The sequence below is a fragment of the Chitinibacter bivalviorum genome (genome assembly GCF_013403565.1).
Taxonomy (GTDB): domain Bacteria; phylum Pseudomonadota; class Gammaproteobacteria; order Burkholderiales; family Chitinibacteraceae; genus Chitinibacter; species Chitinibacter bivalviorum.
The window spans coordinates 1300672-1315645 of the sequence record NZ_CP058627.1; the positions used below are offsets into that span (position 1 = coordinate 1300672).

The 14974-nt window shown below is 44.3% G+C and carries 16 protein-coding genes; 3 read left to right on the forward strand and 13 right to left on the reverse strand.

The annotated features are described in order from the left end of the window. Positions 1-5 precede the first annotated feature (5 nt). Positions 6-656, reverse strand: coding sequence for a TetR/AcrR family transcriptional regulator (locus HQ393_RS06135; RefSeq protein WP_179357952.1), 651 nt, complete (start codon positions 654-656; stop codon positions 6-8). A gap of 209 nt (positions 657-865) precedes the next feature. On the opposite strand from HQ393_RS06135, the gene HQ393_RS06140 reads away from it, so the two are divergent. The 3 genes from HQ393_RS06140 to lolD all read left to right on the forward strand — a co-directional run bounded on the left by HQ393_RS06140 (position 866) and on the right by lolD (position 3304). After that, positions 866-1285, forward strand: a complete 420-nt coding sequence (locus HQ393_RS06140; protein WP_179357953.1) for a DUF4124 domain-containing protein — start codon at positions 866-868, stop codon at positions 1283-1285. 94 nt (positions 1286-1379) lie between these two features. Then, positions 1380-2615 (forward strand): lipoprotein-releasing ABC transporter permease subunit, encoded by a 1236-nt coding sequence (locus HQ393_RS06145; protein ID WP_179357954.1) that lies wholly within the window; start codon positions 1380-1382, stop codon positions 2613-2615. Between the two features lie 8 nt (positions 2616-2623). Next, positions 2624-3304, forward strand: coding sequence for a lipoprotein-releasing ABC transporter ATP-binding protein LolD (lolD, locus tag HQ393_RS06150; RefSeq protein ID WP_179357955.1), 681 nt, complete (start codon positions 2624-2626; stop codon positions 3302-3304). Positions 3305-3363: 59 nt separating this feature from the next. On the opposite strand, the gene HQ393_RS06155 is transcribed toward lolD, so the two are convergent. The 12 genes from HQ393_RS06155 to bamA all read right to left on the reverse strand — a co-directional run bounded on the left by HQ393_RS06155 (position 3364) and on the right by bamA (position 14971). Continuing rightward, positions 3364-4140, reverse strand: coding sequence for a TrmH family RNA methyltransferase (locus HQ393_RS06155; RefSeq protein ID WP_179357956.1), 777 nt, complete (start codon positions 4138-4140; stop codon positions 3364-3366). After that, positions 4137-5540: an HDOD domain-containing protein gene (locus HQ393_RS06160; RefSeq protein ID WP_179357957.1), complete on the reverse strand. Its 1404-nt coding sequence runs from the start codon at positions 5538-5540 to the stop codon at positions 4137-4139. The genes HQ393_RS06155 and HQ393_RS06160 overlap by 4 nt, the downstream gene beginning before the upstream one ends. Continuing rightward, a complete protein-coding gene (locus HQ393_RS06165; protein WP_179357958.1) occupies positions 5528-6253 on the reverse strand; it encodes a class I SAM-dependent methyltransferase in 726 nt (241 codons plus the stop codon). Before HQ393_RS06165 ends, HQ393_RS06160 begins: the two co-directional genes overlap by 13 nt. After that, the gene (gene motB / locus HQ393_RS06170; protein WP_179357959.1) at positions 6250-7146 is read right to left on the reverse strand and encodes a flagellar motor protein MotB; all 897 of its coding nucleotides are present in this window, start codon (positions 7144-7146) and stop codon (positions 6250-6252) included. Before motB ends, HQ393_RS06165 begins: the two co-directional genes overlap by 4 nt. Positions 7147-7176: 30 nt before the next feature. Next, positions 7177-8037 carry a flagellar motor stator protein MotA gene (gene motA, locus HQ393_RS06175; protein WP_179357960.1) on the reverse strand — a complete coding sequence of 287 codons (861 nt, stop codon included), beginning with the start codon at positions 8035-8037 and terminating at the stop codon, positions 7177-7179. Positions 8038-8133: 96 nt separating this feature from the next. Continuing rightward, positions 8134-8715: a ribonuclease HII gene (gene rnhB, locus HQ393_RS06180; RefSeq protein ID WP_179358416.1), complete on the reverse strand. Its 582-nt coding sequence runs from the start codon at positions 8713-8715 to the stop codon at positions 8134-8136. Next, positions 8703-9884 carry a lipid-A-disaccharide synthase gene (gene lpxB / locus HQ393_RS06185; protein WP_179357961.1) on the reverse strand — a complete coding sequence of 394 codons (1182 nt, stop codon included), beginning with the start codon at positions 9882-9884 and terminating at the stop codon, positions 8703-8705. The genes rnhB and lpxB overlap by 13 nt, the downstream gene beginning before the upstream one ends. A gap of 6 nt (positions 9885-9890) precedes the next feature. Then, on the reverse strand, positions 9891-10667 hold the full coding sequence (gene lpxA / locus HQ393_RS06190) for an acyl-ACP--UDP-N-acetylglucosamine O-acyltransferase (RefSeq protein ID WP_179357962.1): 777 nt from the start codon (positions 10665-10667) through the stop codon (positions 9891-9893). Positions 10668-10683: 16 nt separating this feature from the next. Then, a complete protein-coding gene (gene fabZ / locus HQ393_RS06195) occupies positions 10684-11100 on the reverse strand; it encodes a 3-hydroxyacyl-ACP dehydratase FabZ (RefSeq protein ID WP_246308001.1) in 417 nt (138 codons plus the stop codon). A gap of 13 nt (positions 11101-11113) precedes the next feature. Then, complete coding sequence (gene lpxD / locus HQ393_RS06200; RefSeq protein WP_179357963.1) at positions 11114-12175, reverse strand: UDP-3-O-(3-hydroxymyristoyl)glucosamine N-acyltransferase; 1062 nt, start codon at positions 12173-12175, stop codon at positions 11114-11116. After that, positions 12176-12667, reverse strand: coding sequence for an OmpH/Skp family outer membrane protein (locus HQ393_RS06205; protein ID WP_179357964.1), 492 nt, complete (start codon positions 12665-12667; stop codon positions 12176-12178). It lies immediately after the preceding gene. Positions 12668-12679: 12 nt separating this feature from the next. Then, complete coding sequence (bamA, locus tag HQ393_RS06210) at positions 12680-14971, reverse strand: outer membrane protein assembly factor BamA (RefSeq protein ID WP_179357965.1); 2292 nt, start codon at positions 14969-14971, stop codon at positions 12680-12682. Between the last annotated feature and the right edge of the window lie 3 nt (positions 14972-14974).

Below are 14974 nucleotides of genomic sequence, written 5' to 3' on the forward strand. Positions count from 1 at the left end.
GACTCCTAAGCAATAACAGCAGCAGGACTGGCTAAGCCAGCAGCAATGAAAGGGAGCAACATGTCGGCCACCAATTGTGGATCACGAGAGTTGACCATGGGCTGAGCCATGAATAAACGCAGAACGTGATTCCCGGCAAAGGCGTTGAACATGGCGCTGGTCATAAAATGAAAGCGCCAAGCCACTTCGGCAGCGGACAAATGCGGCAAAGCGCGCTCTAATGCCGCTTGATAGCGACGCGTGAGCTCACCATAACGCTGTGGGATTTTTTCTTTCAGGATAGAATTGGGTTCAACGTAGCTGCGTGCCAGTAGTCGAACAAAGACCAAACCGCCATATTCTGGATTGCGCCCCATCTCTAAAGCCGCCGCAATAAATGATTTGGCAATGGCCATGGCATCGGCAGCCGGTTGCGCCGCTTCTAGCTCGGTGAGCTTGGCCAGCGATAAACGCGCAAAAGGTTCGGCGCGCCGTTCAAAAACGGCCTGAAACAATCCGTCTTTTGAACCAAAATAATAGTTAACAGCTGCTATATTGACTGCTGCAGCCGCAGTAATTTGCCGCATTGAAGTACCGGCAAAGCCGTGCTCGATGAATAATACTTCTGCCGCATTCAAGATGCGGGTTGCAGTATCGGGGGATTTGACTGACTCCATCAGTGCACTCCTGGCAACATTTTTGTAGTTGATCTAAATCAATTTCAAACGACTGTTTGAAAATTAAATCTCAAGTGATCATCTGTCAAGTAGCAAATGCTTAAATACAGGTAATTGCTTAGCAATGTGAGTCTTTTAAGCGATAGTGCAGCTCAGAATCTAGTAACTCCGCAGCTATAGCTACAAAAGCACGAACAAGGATATACGCGATGAAAACGCTAACCCTCTCCCTGATATTGTTCAGTTCATGCCTGTATGCCGGGGAGGTGTATAAGTGTAAAGATCAAGCAGGAAAAACTCTCTATCAAGATACCCCCTGCCAATCTGGCAAACAGGAGGTATTAAATAACCTGCCGAAAAATAGCATCAAGGGGCCAACTCCCAATCCGCAATTAGTCAGCCCCGCGAGCGAGATCAAACCCACCCCCATTGTTAAAAACGTAGACGCGGCGCCCACGCCGCGATTTTCTACTGATCCGAATGCGCCCATTACGGAAAATTGCAGCCTCGACAACCCCAATCGAGATCCCGAGTTTTGTCGCACGAGTAATCTCCCGATCAACAACACGGCACCAAACTCAAAACTCCCTATTCGTCCTCGCGCACTCCCTGCTCCGCGCAGTAAATAGTTGCTACAGATATAATCGCCAATTCATGCCACGCAGCTAAATCGCTTAGCCTGCTTGTGCTAAACTGCGACCACTTTCGATTCTGGCCGTTACTATGTACGAATTGCTAATTGGTCTCCGCTACACTCGCGCCAAACGTCGCAATGGGTTTATTTCGTTTATCTCTTTGATCTCCATCGTCGGCATCGCGCTTGGCGTTGCGGCCTTGATTATCGTGCTCTCGGTGATGAACGGTTTTCAGGAAGAAGTGCGAAACCGTATCTTAGGCATGGCCTCGCACATCACGATTACCAGCCCCAGCAATACCTTGACCCACTGGGAAGACGCAGCAAATCGCGCGCAACAAAATCCGCATGTCAAAGGAACCGCCCCCTATGTTTTAGGCCAGGGTCTATTCACGAATGGTAGCCAAGTGAAGGGGGTGATGGTGCGCGGCATCGACCCCGCAGAAGAGCCCAAGGTCAGTGAAATTACCGACAAAATGTTGGTAGGCTCCGCCAATAACTTAAAAGCAGATGATTTTTCGGTGGTACTCGGCTGGGCCTTAGCGCAAGAATTGGGTGTAAGCCTGGGCGATAAAGTCACGCTGATTACACCCCAAGGTCAAGTAACTCCAGCAGGACTGATTCCGCGTTTGCGACAATTTAATGTCGTTGGCGTTTTTAAAGCGGACTACTATCCCTACGATGCCAATTTGGCCTTGATCCATATTTCGGATGCAAAAAAACTATATCGCACCGCTGATGCGGTCAGTGGCATACGGGTGAAACTGGATGATCTTTTCCAAGCCCGTAAAGTTGCCCGCGAAATTAATCGCACCATGCCCGAATTGATCGTAGCCGATTGGAGCCAGGAAAATCCAACCTATTTCCGCGCGGTTGAAATTGAAAAACGCATGATGTTTATTATTTTGACGCTGATAGTTGCCGTCGCGGCGTTCAATCTGGTCTCAAGTTTGGTGATGGTGGTGACCGATAAACAAGCCGACATTGCGATTTTACGTACGCTGGGCGCTAGCCCTGCCTCCATTATGAAAATTTTCCTAGTTCAAGGTGCAATGGCGGGCGTGATAGGTACTGCCAGCGGCGTAGGGCTTGGCGTCTTAGTAGCCGCGAATATCAGTACGATTGTGCCATTTATAGAGCGCCTGATCGGCAGCCGTATCCTTTCTGCCGATGTTTATCTGATCAGTGAATTACCAAGCAGGATCATACCGGCGGATGTCATCAGTATCGGCGTTATTGCCCTCGTCTTAGCGCTGCTGGCGACGCTATACCCCAGCTGGCGCGCATCGCGTGTTAACCCTGCCGAAGCCCTACGCTACGAATAAGAGACCCTATGAGCGATTTGATTTTATCGGCAAGCAATCTGTGTAAAAGCTATCAAAGCGGCAAAGTCAGCACGCCTGTATTGCATGATGTCAATTTCCAACTTGCGCGCAGCGAGATCGTGGCCTTAGTTGGCGCGTCCGGCTCTGGTAAATCTACCTTATTGCATTGTCTTGGCGCGCTCGATCAGCCCAGCAGTGGCCAAATTAGTTTGATGGGTAAAGATCCATTCACCCTTAATGAAAATGCACGTGGGCAATTGCGTAATCAACACTTGGGCTTTGTGTACCAGTTTCACCACTTGCTTGCTGAGTTTACTGCCGCAGAAAACGTCGCGATGCCACTACTGATCCGACGCATGGAGAAAACTGCCGCCTTAAAACAAGCACAAGAGATGCTTGCCCGTGTAGGCCTAGACCATCGCTTTGATCACAAACCCAGTGAGTTATCAGGCGGTGAACGTCAGCGTGCGGCGATTGCTCGTGCACTAGTGAGCACACCCGATTGTGTATTGGCGGATGAGCCAACCGGCAATCTAGATCGCAGCAATGCCAGTGCCGTATTTGATCTAATGATCGAATTGGCTGGAGACCTTGGAACGGGATTTGTTGTAGTAACGCATGATGCAAGCTTAGCCGAACGTTGCCAGCGAGTCCTGCACATGGTTGATGGGCAACTCAGACAAACCTAACTATGGGTATTGCGCCAAAACACTGTAACAGGAAGGACTGCAAAGCAATACCCATCAAACTACCGATTCTGGCGCATCACTTCATACAAGGCGATAGCACTAGCGTGACCGACATTAAGCGACTCGATCCCCGCTTGCATCGGGATCAGTACTTTAGTCTTGGCCATTGCCGCCATTTCAGGTGAAACACCCTGGCCTTCAGAGCCCATCACAAAAGCAATATCGCCCCGTAAATCCGTCTGGTATAAATCAGATGCTGCCTCATCGAGTAAGCTTGCAACCACTTGCCCCTTGAAGCTTTGGGCCAAAGAGACTAAGTCGGCATTTTCAATACACGGCAAAACTACTTGCGCCCCCATCCCGGCACGCAATACTTTAGGCGACCAGATATCAGCGCATTGCGCAGAAAGCCAGACCTGCTGTACACCCGCGGCAAAAGCAGTGCGTAAAATCGCCCCGACATTTCCAGGGTCTTGCACGCCATCCAGTAAAAGACAAAAGCCATCGACCTTCGCGGCGGGTGGCGTCGGTATTTTTACAATCGCTAACAGCCCTGTTGCGCTCGGCAATTCACTCAAAGTGCTAAATAGTGCCTCGCTGATGCAGAGCGTTTTTGCTTGAATCTGCTGGAGTAAATGCTCAATCTCAGATTTTTCAGCCCCAGCCTCTGTAAAAAGCACGGTTTCAATCTCACGACCAGCATCTAACCAGGCACGAACGAGATGCACTCCGTCGAGAAGGGCTAATCCCTGCTTAGTACGCTCGCGCTTAGTTTGGCTAATTTTGAAGGCTAATTTGTACTGGGGGTTGCTGCTTGAGCTAATTATTTCTTTCATATTGAGGCCGCGTTTTTACGGCGTGCATTATGCGCCAGAGCTCGGCAGGTGAGTGTACTAATTTGCTTGAAATATTGATATTGATGCTCAGAAACTTGCGCAAGACCGCCAGCATCTGCGTATAAAACCCCAAGCGGCCTGTCACCAACAAAGATAGACATCGCACAGAAGCTCTTTACATCAAGCTGATCACGAAACTCGGCGGGCAATAATGGCTGATATTGAACCAGATTGCTGGCGTTGAGCCAGATACTGCTTTGCTTTTGTAACATGCGAGTGAAAATGTGTGGTTCTTCAAGAGAAATCACCATCTGACGCAACACATCAGTCTGCTCGCTACCATGCACATAGCGAGTCCGTAATTTATTTTCAGCAGCCATAAACAAGGCAAAAGCGATCCGATTCATTCCCAAACCATCAGCAATAGCACGGATTGCTAATGACATCACTTGGTTGGTAGGAGCGCCCTGTAAACCAGCAAGATGCAAGGCCTGCATGCGCTCGGCCAATACATCTCTCTCAATCGTCATCGCTTTTTTCGGCTCCACCGCAATCGCTTGCCGTTCTTGCGGCCAAGCGCCAGGCAACATCACCAACCAACGAGCTGGCGTAAAAAATGCAGCCTGTTCGCCCATATCTTGCGAGAGTTTGAGCAGGTGTTTTGTGATGGTATGCCAAACTGACTCGATAGGCTGGTCAAGTACCAAGCCAATTGTATTGAGCAAGGGTTGCAGATCATCCCCCCACCACCCCTTATCTAAACAATCTAATAAGGGTAATACCGCCTTTTGCAAGGCATATCGTGGCGTTGGCTCAGCCATAGTGCCTAATAAATCATAAATAGTATGAGGATATTGCCAAGCCTTCAGCAATCGTACGAGGTCCACTTTGCAAGAAGACAAGCCAATTGAAGGTGCTTTACTGATCAGAGGCAGGATATTCACTAAATTGGACAGAAGCGCGGAAACCTGAACTTCATCGACCTTGGCATCGTAACGCTGCTTTGCAAATTCTTTAGAAAGTCGGCGCAAAACACGAGAATGAAATACCCATTTCAGTAATTGAGCATATTCATTTTGCAAATCAGGCAACAAGAGGCTTTCCACCGTCGTATGGCGCGCAAAACGATCGAGGAATGGATGAACTCCAATCAATAAAATCGCACTTTCAACTGATGCGATATCTGCGGATAAACTATTTTTCTCCCGCTGATTAACTACTCTCAGTAATTGAGCAGTAAAAAGAGGGTCTTGCAATACCACATCAGCAATTTCAGCGGGCTTGATTCTGTCGGCACGGCGAACCATCGAGATAATGTGATTGCGTGAAGCCTGCAATATCGGCAACGGCTTGGCCGACCAAACATTAATGGCATCCGCTGGAGTGGCTACATCTGCCATATCAATAATTTTCCATTTTTCCAGTCGTCTAGTTCGACCGTTTGCACTGGGAGGTGATTTTGAATTTCAAATGAATTGCTAATTAGCAAGGCACCTGGTTTCATTTCTTGCTGTGCTTTACGCCATAATTCGGGCATTGCAGCAGGTGATAAATAGGCATAAATACAATCAAAATCTGAAAAATCAATTGCTTGGTAACTTTTCAATGACCAGTGCACGCCAACTGGCAAACTAAACTTGCCGATCAGCCAAGGCAAAAATGCATTTTCAACACCAAATAGCTTTAAATCTTTTCTTTTAAGACATAAATTAGCCAATACCCGCCCAGTACCAGCACCGACATCTAGAAAACGAGCGTTTTCAGGTATTAACTCATTTAATGCGGCCAAGGCTTGTGACTCACTTAGAAATAATGGCACGCGAGAAGAAGCGACTTGACCGAAAAGTAACCAGGTAATCACAAATGCAATTAAATACACATAGCTCGGTAATTCAAGCGACAGCGCCACAATAACGATGGGCAAAAACAAGCCATGAATGAAAACCCACCAAGGTTCATCGTGTAAAAATTTGGCAAATATTGCGCTTAAAATACTAACTGATAGTAAGCCGGCAGGAATAGTAACCGCATGCACTAGCCAGCCGAAAAAAAATAGCGTACCAAGACTTTGGATCAATACAAAACGAAGCCATGGCTTGATTTTTAAAATCATTTTTCAGCAGCAGGTGCGTTGGCTTCAGCAGGAGCATCTTGCTGCTCCCCTGCCTGACTGCGAATATCAGACTCAGCTTCCTTATTAAGAACGACAATACTAATGCGCCGATTAATCGGGTTGTAGATGTTATTTTTATCTAGTGGCACAACATCACCAAAACCATTTACCCGCAGTATTTTAGTCTGCTCTAGTCCGCCTAGAATTAACTCGCGTCGAGAAGCGTTTGCCCGCTCAGATGAAAGCTCCCAATTCGTAAATCCGGCGGCCCCACCAGCAAATTTACTGGCATCTGTATGCCCCGATAAAGAAACGGCATTTGGAACTTCATTCAGCAATTGCGCAATTTCTTGCAAAATTTCGTGCGCAAAAGATTCTAATTCTGAGCTCCCCGATTTGAACATAGGACGGTTTTGTTCATCTACGATTTGAATTCGCAGACCTTCGGCAACCATATCTAATTTCAATTGGTTTTTGTATTGAGCAAGTTTTGAGTTTTCCTTAATTTTATTATCCATTAAGGCTTCAAACTTTTGCTTGAGCGCAGAGAGACGACGCTTATCTTTTGCCGCTTCTGTTTGGCTGGGTGGATCACCCTTTTTTACTTGACCTGCTTGCTTGGTTAGATCGTTACCACCACCTTGGATAACCGTATCAGACTCCCCCGCTCCTGAGCCACCTGCATTAGCAATCTTGACGGGATTCGAAAAGTAATCTGAAACCCCTTTCAAATTACCTTTTGATACAGACCCCAAAAGCCACATCAACAAAAAAAAGGCCATCATCGCAGTCACGAAGTCTGCATAGGCAATCTTCCAGGCACCGCCATGATGACCGTGGCCACCCTTTTTGATTTTTTTAACGACTATCGGCCGTTGGGAATCATCACTCATGGTAAATCCAACAGTTAGGATTAATGACTATTACTTACTTTTGGCGTTCTTAACAAATTCTTCCAATTCTTTGAACGAAGGGCGCTCAGTGGAACTAAGTGCTTTACGTCCAAACTCAACTGCAACTTGTGGAGCATATCCGTTCAAACTAGCCAATAAAGTGACCTTAATGGTCTGAAGGACTTGATGCATTTCTGCATTCTTAGTTTCTAATACGGTCGCCAATGGACCGACAAACCCATAAGCCAGCCAAATACCCATAAATGTACCAACCAATGCAGCACCGATAAGCTTGCCCAGCTCAGAAGGCGGCAAATGCAATGAGCCCATTACGTGAACCACGCCCATTACCGCAGCCACAATACCAAAAGCAGGTAAACCATCCGCAAGTTTTGCCATCGCCGATGCAGGGCCCTCTGCTTCATGATGATGGGTATCAATCTCAACATCCATCAGATTTTCAATTTCGAATGGATTTAAATTACCCCCGACCATTAAACGCAGATAATCGCAGATAAATTCTGTGACATGATGATCATGAGAAATTTTGGCGTATTTTGAGAAAATCGGACTGGCATGTGGATCTTCTACATCTCCCTCGATGGACATCAGACCTTCTTTTCTCACCTTAGCCAATAATTCGAACAAGCAAGCAAACAGATCCATATAGAAGGCCTTCCCATAGGGAGAACCTTTGAAAATGCTAGGCAACGCCTTTACAAAGGCCTTCATGCCTTTTCCGCCCTGCGCAGCAATCATCCCACCAATTGCACCACCGAAAATAATAATAATTTCCGAAGGCTGCCAAAGTACACCCAGATGACCACCGTGCGACGCATATGCCCCCAAAATACAAGCGCACATGAAGATATAGCCGATAATTACGAACATCAGTCCGCACCTTATTCAAGTTTTAAGAGTAGTATCAACGTGATCCGCACTTAGTCATATTAGTGGCGGATAAAAGTACAAACAACATAAAATTGATCAGAATAAAGTTGTTTGCATTAAAGCTGCACGCACAGGCGCAAATGTCTTGCGATGACATGGACTTGCACCATACTGTTTTAGTTGTTTCAGATGTAGTGCCGTACCATAGCCTTTATGCAAGGCAAAACCATATTCAGGATATAACTGATCTAACTCCATCGCCTCCGCGTCTTTCGCTACTTTAGCTAAGACAGAGGCCGCCGATATTTGCAAAACCTTGGCATCACCTTTGACAATACATTCGGCAGGAATAGTCAACTCTGGCACACGATTTCCATCAATCAATGCCTGTTCAGCAGGAGTGCTAAGTCCTTGAATGGCTCGCTGCATGGCCAACATAGTCGCTTGCAATATATTTATACTGTCGATTTCATCTACAGTAGCGCTGGCTACGCACCAACTAATCGCATTCAGTTTAATGACTTCAGCTAAGAATTCGCGTTTTTTAGGCGATAGCTTTTTTGAGTCTGTTAAACCTTCACAAACCCAGTTTTCAGGCAAAATAACAGCGGCAGCAAATACACTACCAGCCAATGGACCTCTGCCCGCTTCATCTACACCACAAATTAACATCTTGATTTACTAGCCAACATTTTTTGAATCGCTTGGGCAGCAACAATCGATGCCGAACAGCGCATTTGCAAATGCATTTCTGTGAATTTATCTGCAATTTTCAAACGAATACTTTTATCCTCAAGATAATTTGCAATAGCTAGGGTCAAGTTTTCTTTTTTTGCTTCATGTTGTAAAAACTCAGGAACCAAAAAACGATCACTAATAATGTTAGGCAAGCTAACGAACGGCAGTAGATACTTTGATTTCACAATCCGATAAGTAAGGTTTGAAACACGATAAGCTACCACTGTTGGACGCTTAGCTAACATAGATTCAAGTGCTGCAGTACCGGAAGCTAATAAGACAACATCGGCAGCAGACATCGCCTCATGAGAATGTCCAAACATCAATCGCCAGTTCAAATTTTGAGCGCCACGTAGCCACATTTCCCTTTCAAATAGCAAACGAGTTTCACGAGTCACAAAGGGAACTAAAATCAATAACTTCGGATAACGCTCCGACAACTCAACTACTGTTTCGATAAACAAAGGAGCTAGCGCGGTAACTTCCCTCTGTCTGCTACCTGGCAGCAAAGCCAGAACCTGCGTATGCGGCGGAATATTCAATAATTCACGGTATGCTTCAGCCTTAACATCTATTGGCATTTGATCCGCTAAAGGATGTCCGACATAGGTTGCGGGGATTTCTGCCTGCTCGTATATTTTTTTCTCAAAAGGAAGTAGCAGTAATATATGATTTACGGCTTTTTTGATCTTCTTGATGCGTTCAGGTCGCCACGCCCAAATCGAAGGGCTGACATAATGAACTGTTGGAATACCTAAACGTTTGACTCTAGCTGCCAATCCCAGATTAAAGTCGGGGGCATCAATTCCTATGAATAAATCAGGTCTAGATTTTTGGCAGCTTTGAATCAATCGCTTGCGTAATGCGAGTAATTTTGGCAAGTGTTTTAGAACTTCCACAATGCCACCTACGGAGAGAGTCTCCATTGGCTCAATAGATGTTGCACCAGCAGCAAGCATTTTCGGGCCTGCTACTCCGACAAATTCAGCATTCGGGAATATTTTAAGTAGTTCAACAATCAACCCAGAGCCCAGAATATCTCCCGAAGCTTCACCAGCTACAATAGCTATTTTAGGCCATGCATGTGGGGTAAAATTAAATTCAGACATGACTAATTAGCGCACAATACCGCGGGTTGATTGCTCAAAAAACCTTATAAAAGTATCTAGAGCCTGCTCATGTTTTGCCAAAGCTTGAATTTGACTCACTGCCTCGTCATATGCCAATCCAGATCGATACAAAAGTCGATAGGCATTTTTAACTGATTTAATTTCAGCTTCAGTGAAGCCTCGACGCTTCATACCTTCACTATTAAAGCCTCGAGCGATTGCTCGATTGCCTTCGCACATCACAAACGGCGGCAAATCTTGCACAATAATTGAGCCACCGCCAGCCATTGCATGATCGCCAATAGTACAAAACTGATGCACAGCAGTTAAACCACCTAAAATGGCATAATCACCAATCGTCACATGTCCTGCTAATGTAGCGCAATTAGCCATAATGACATTACTGCCAATAACGCAGTCATGCGCAACGTGCGCATAGGCCATGATCCAATTATTGTTGCCTAGTGACGTGAGGCTCTGGTCCTGCGAGGTACCAGTAGAAATTGTTACATTATGAAAGAAGGTATTGTTGTCACCAATAATGAGGCGTGTAGGTTCATTATTATATTTCTTATCTTGTGGATCACATCCAATAGCGCAATATGGGTGAAAGAAATTATTATTTCCGATGGTTGTATAACCCGACACGACACAATGTGACGACACCGTAGTACCGGGTCCAATTGAAACATTAGCGCCAATAATCGAAAAAGCACCAATTGTTACATCGGTAGAAATAATAGCCGACGGATCCACTATTGCACTTGGATGAATGTTTGCCATGAATAAACCTGTTTAATTAAACTTCGCGCTGAGCACACATTAGATCCGCTTCGCAAGCCAATTCGTCGCCGACATAAGCCTTCGCGGAATATTTCCAAATACCACGTTTTGACGCTGTAATTTCGGCAACCAATGTCAGTTGATCTCCAGGAACGACCTGACGCTTAAAGCGTGCATTGTCAATTCCGGCGTAAAACAGAATGGTATTTTTTGAAGGCGGTGGGTTTATACTTTTAAAAGTTAAAACACCAGCAGCTTGAGCCAAAGCCTCAAGAATCAATACGCCAGGCATTACAGGGAAATTAGGGAAATGACCTTGAAAAAAAGGCTCATTCATCGTTACATTTTTAATTGCTTTTACGGATTTTCCGGGCTCCAATTCGAGAACACGATCCACCAACAAAAATGGGTAGCGATGTGGCAAATGCTCCATAATCCCAATAATATCAATTGGCGTCACAATCTTCTCCTTTCTCTAACTGCTTATTTGATAAATTTTTTTCAAGTATTTTGATTTTTTTAGCCAGTTCATCTAGTTTACGGAACTGAACCATATTTCGTAACCATTTGCTGTGTGGAACAACCGGAACTCCTGAAGCATAAACACCGGAGTCATCAAGATGATTTGGTACACCACTGCCCGCCAAGATTGTTATGCGATCTGCAATCTTTATATGTCCAGCAATAAGTACACCGCCACCAATTAGACAATTTTTGCCTACTTCAGTCGAGCCCGCGATACCAGTACATGCAGCAATTGCTGTGTTGGACCCAATTTTCACATTGTGGGCAATTTGAATTAAATTATCGAGCCTAACTCCAGAATCAATAACCGTATCATCTAAAGCACCGCGATCAATCGTTGTATTTGCACCTATTTCTACGTCATCGCCAATAACAACACGTCCAATTTGCGGGATACGCTCCCAATGATCTCCCGCCCAAGCATTACCAAAACCATCAGAGCCAATTACTGCACCGGAGTGAATCAGACATTTTTTGCCAATTACAGTATTTTCATAAATAACCACTCGAGGCATAACAATAGTATTCTCACCAACCGTGGTATTTTTACCGACAAATGCCCCCGCCTTTAGTTGTACTCCATCTGCAATAACAACACCGTCTTCAACTACAACATGAGCTGCAATTTCGACACCTTGCGCAATTTTAGCTGTAGGCGCAATGACAGCAGTGGGATGTATTGATTTCGCAGAGACAGGCAATGGATGAAAAAACTGAGCAATCTTTGCAAAATATAAAGCAGGATCTGAGCAAACGAGATAGGTCTTTGCCGGTGGTAATCCTTCAGCATTTTTAACGAGAACAGCACCTACATCGCTGGACAATAAATCAGGCAGCAATTTTGCATTTGAAAAAAAACTAATTTTATCCCGTGTTGCATTTTGCAATGATGACACGCCAGATACGACAATATCTTCACCAATTAATGTTAATGCAAATTGATTGGCTAATTCAGAAAGCAGCACACTAGAAAATTCATTCATTTATTTATCTACCAACTGGCGAAGAACCTTATCAGTCATATCCAATTTTGGATTTTTGTATAATGCATCTTGTAAAATAAAGTCTAATTTTTCTGACTCGGCTACACTACGCACGGCTATATTCACCCGTTCTTGCAGGCCTGACAATTCTTCATTTCGACGCGCATTTAAATCCTCATTAATTTCGCGTTGCATTCGCTGGAAATCTTGATTTAATTTGAGTAATTCGCGCTCTTTTATCCTGCGTTCAGCCTCAGACAGAGTACCTTTATCCAGTAACTGCTGCATTGCTTTACCCTGTACTGAGACTTTTTGCAGTTCAATACGACGCGGCTCAAATTCTTTTTCCAATTTTTTCGCAGCTCGCACCGCGGGCGCGGCCTCACGCAAAATACGCTGAATATCAACATAGCCAATTTTTGTGTCCGCTTGCACCATAGAAGATATCAGCGAAGCAATTATTATTAAAACTACATTAGCAAGCTTTAACATATTCTTTGCCTTTTAGAATACCTGACCAAGTTGGAATTGGAAGCTTTCCTTACTATCGCCAGGTTTAGCATTTAATGGATATGCATAAATTAATTTAATCGGTCCAACAGGCGAAATCCATGTAAACGCAGCACCTGTTGAATAACGCAGAGAAGTCGAATCAATTACCTGCCCATCACCCCAAACATTACCGGCATCCAAAAACACGCTTAATCGCATTGTCTTATCATCTTTCATATTAGGCAATGGACTATATAATTCAAAGTTATTGACAAACCTGGTTTGCCCACCCATTGAATCTCCATTGTTATCGCGTGGACCTAAAGAACCTGATTTGTAGCCGCGTACCGAATTTACGCCACCGGCGAAATAATTTTTATAAAACGGCAATTCACCCGATCCATATCCGCGACCATACCCAGCCTCAATATTCCATACAAATGTAACTGGCGATTTTTCATTGAATGAATAAAAAAACTGACTTTGAGCAGACAGCTTATAATAAGTTAACTCCGAAGGCGGAATTGCAACATCTGCATTAATTTTACGGTACCACCCCTTTGTTGGGAAAGTAGCGGAATCACGAGAATCAGATGCCCAGCTCATTACTGCAGAATATGTATCAGATACAGCACCGTACTTACTTAAATAATCATTTACATAAGTAGGAGAATTCTGATTTGCGTGAATTTTCAAATTCTCGTAATTCAAGCTTAAACCAAGACTGTTATAGTCACTCGTTGGCATGCCAAAATTAAGGCTTAAACCTTTCGAATCTGTAGAATAATCACCTAAATTAACTGAATTGGGATCAGTGTTTTTCTGATAAAGACTCCACCCAAAAGCCACACCATCAGTTGTTGCGTATGGATTACGCATCGACAATGAATAAACTTTTGAAGCTGTACTAGTATTCACATCGACAGAGAAACGTTTGCCTGTCCCCAAGAAATTAGCTTGTGAAACGGAGACTTGGAAAATTACACCTTCACTTTGCCCATAACCAACACCAAAGTTGAAATTACCCGTTTTTTGCTCTACAACATTTACATTCATATCAACCTGATCCACTGCATCAGGCACAATTGGCGTATCAATATTTACTTCAGAGAAATAACCTAAATTTTGCAGACGCTCTTTAGAGCGTTTTACCTTAGATAAGTCGTATTCTGCAGATTCCATTTGCCTTAATTCACGGCGGATAACTTCATCTCGCGTCAGACTATTCCCGTAAACATTAATCCGTCGGATATTTGTTTTCTTACCTGGATCAACCATGACAGTGAAGTTCACTGTTTTGCTTTCTTCGTCAATTTCAGGTAACGGATTAACATTAGCAAAAGCATAACCATGATTACCGAGCATATTTGAAATAGCTAGGCCAGACTTATTCGTGTCTTCGCGTGAGTAAACCTGCCCTGTTTTTAGCAGTAGTAATGCTTTTGCTGGCTCTTGGAACTCAGCTAATGTACTGCTGAGCGTTACTTTCCCTACTTTATACTGAGCACCCTCGTTGATATTAACCGTGAGGAACATTTCTGTCTTATCTTCAGACAATGCCACTGCAGTAGACTCAATGGCAAATTTAATATAACCATTGTCTAAATACATCGATTTGATTTGTTCCAAATCGGCGGCAAATTTTTGCTTTGAGTATTGATCCGTTTTCGTATACCAAGTAATCCAGTTACTTGTGGTCAAACCCAATGCACGTAATAACTCGCTATCTGAATAAACGGTATTTCCTACAAAGTTTATACCTTTGATGAGAGCGACATCACCCTCAGAAATATCCACCTGAATACCAACTCGATTTCGCTCTAGTTTGGTAACAGTTGCTTTAATTTCAACCGAATATCGGCCACGAGCATAATACTGTTGTTTTAATTCATTAATGGCCGCGTCCAATGCTTCCTGCTGAAAGATTTGGCTATCAGCTAAATTCTGGCCTTGGAAAGCTTTTTTAATCTGATCTTTTTCGATCAGTTTTGCTCCATTGATATTGATCTGTGAAATAGTTGGACGCTCGTCCACTGTGACAACCAATATATCTTTATCCACTTCAATTCGAACATCATCGAAAAAACCGGTTGCAAACAAGGAGCGAATCGCTTGACTCGCTTTTGCATCATCGAAATTTTCACCGACCTTCACGCCCAAGTAGTTAAATACTGTACCGGCATCAGTTCGTTGCAACCCTTCTACGCGGATGTCCCGCACGGTGAATGAATCAAAAGCCAAAGCGCTCAGGCTCAGACTAGCAAGTGCTGCACTTAGCAGCAGGTACATAGGCTTAAATTTCATTTT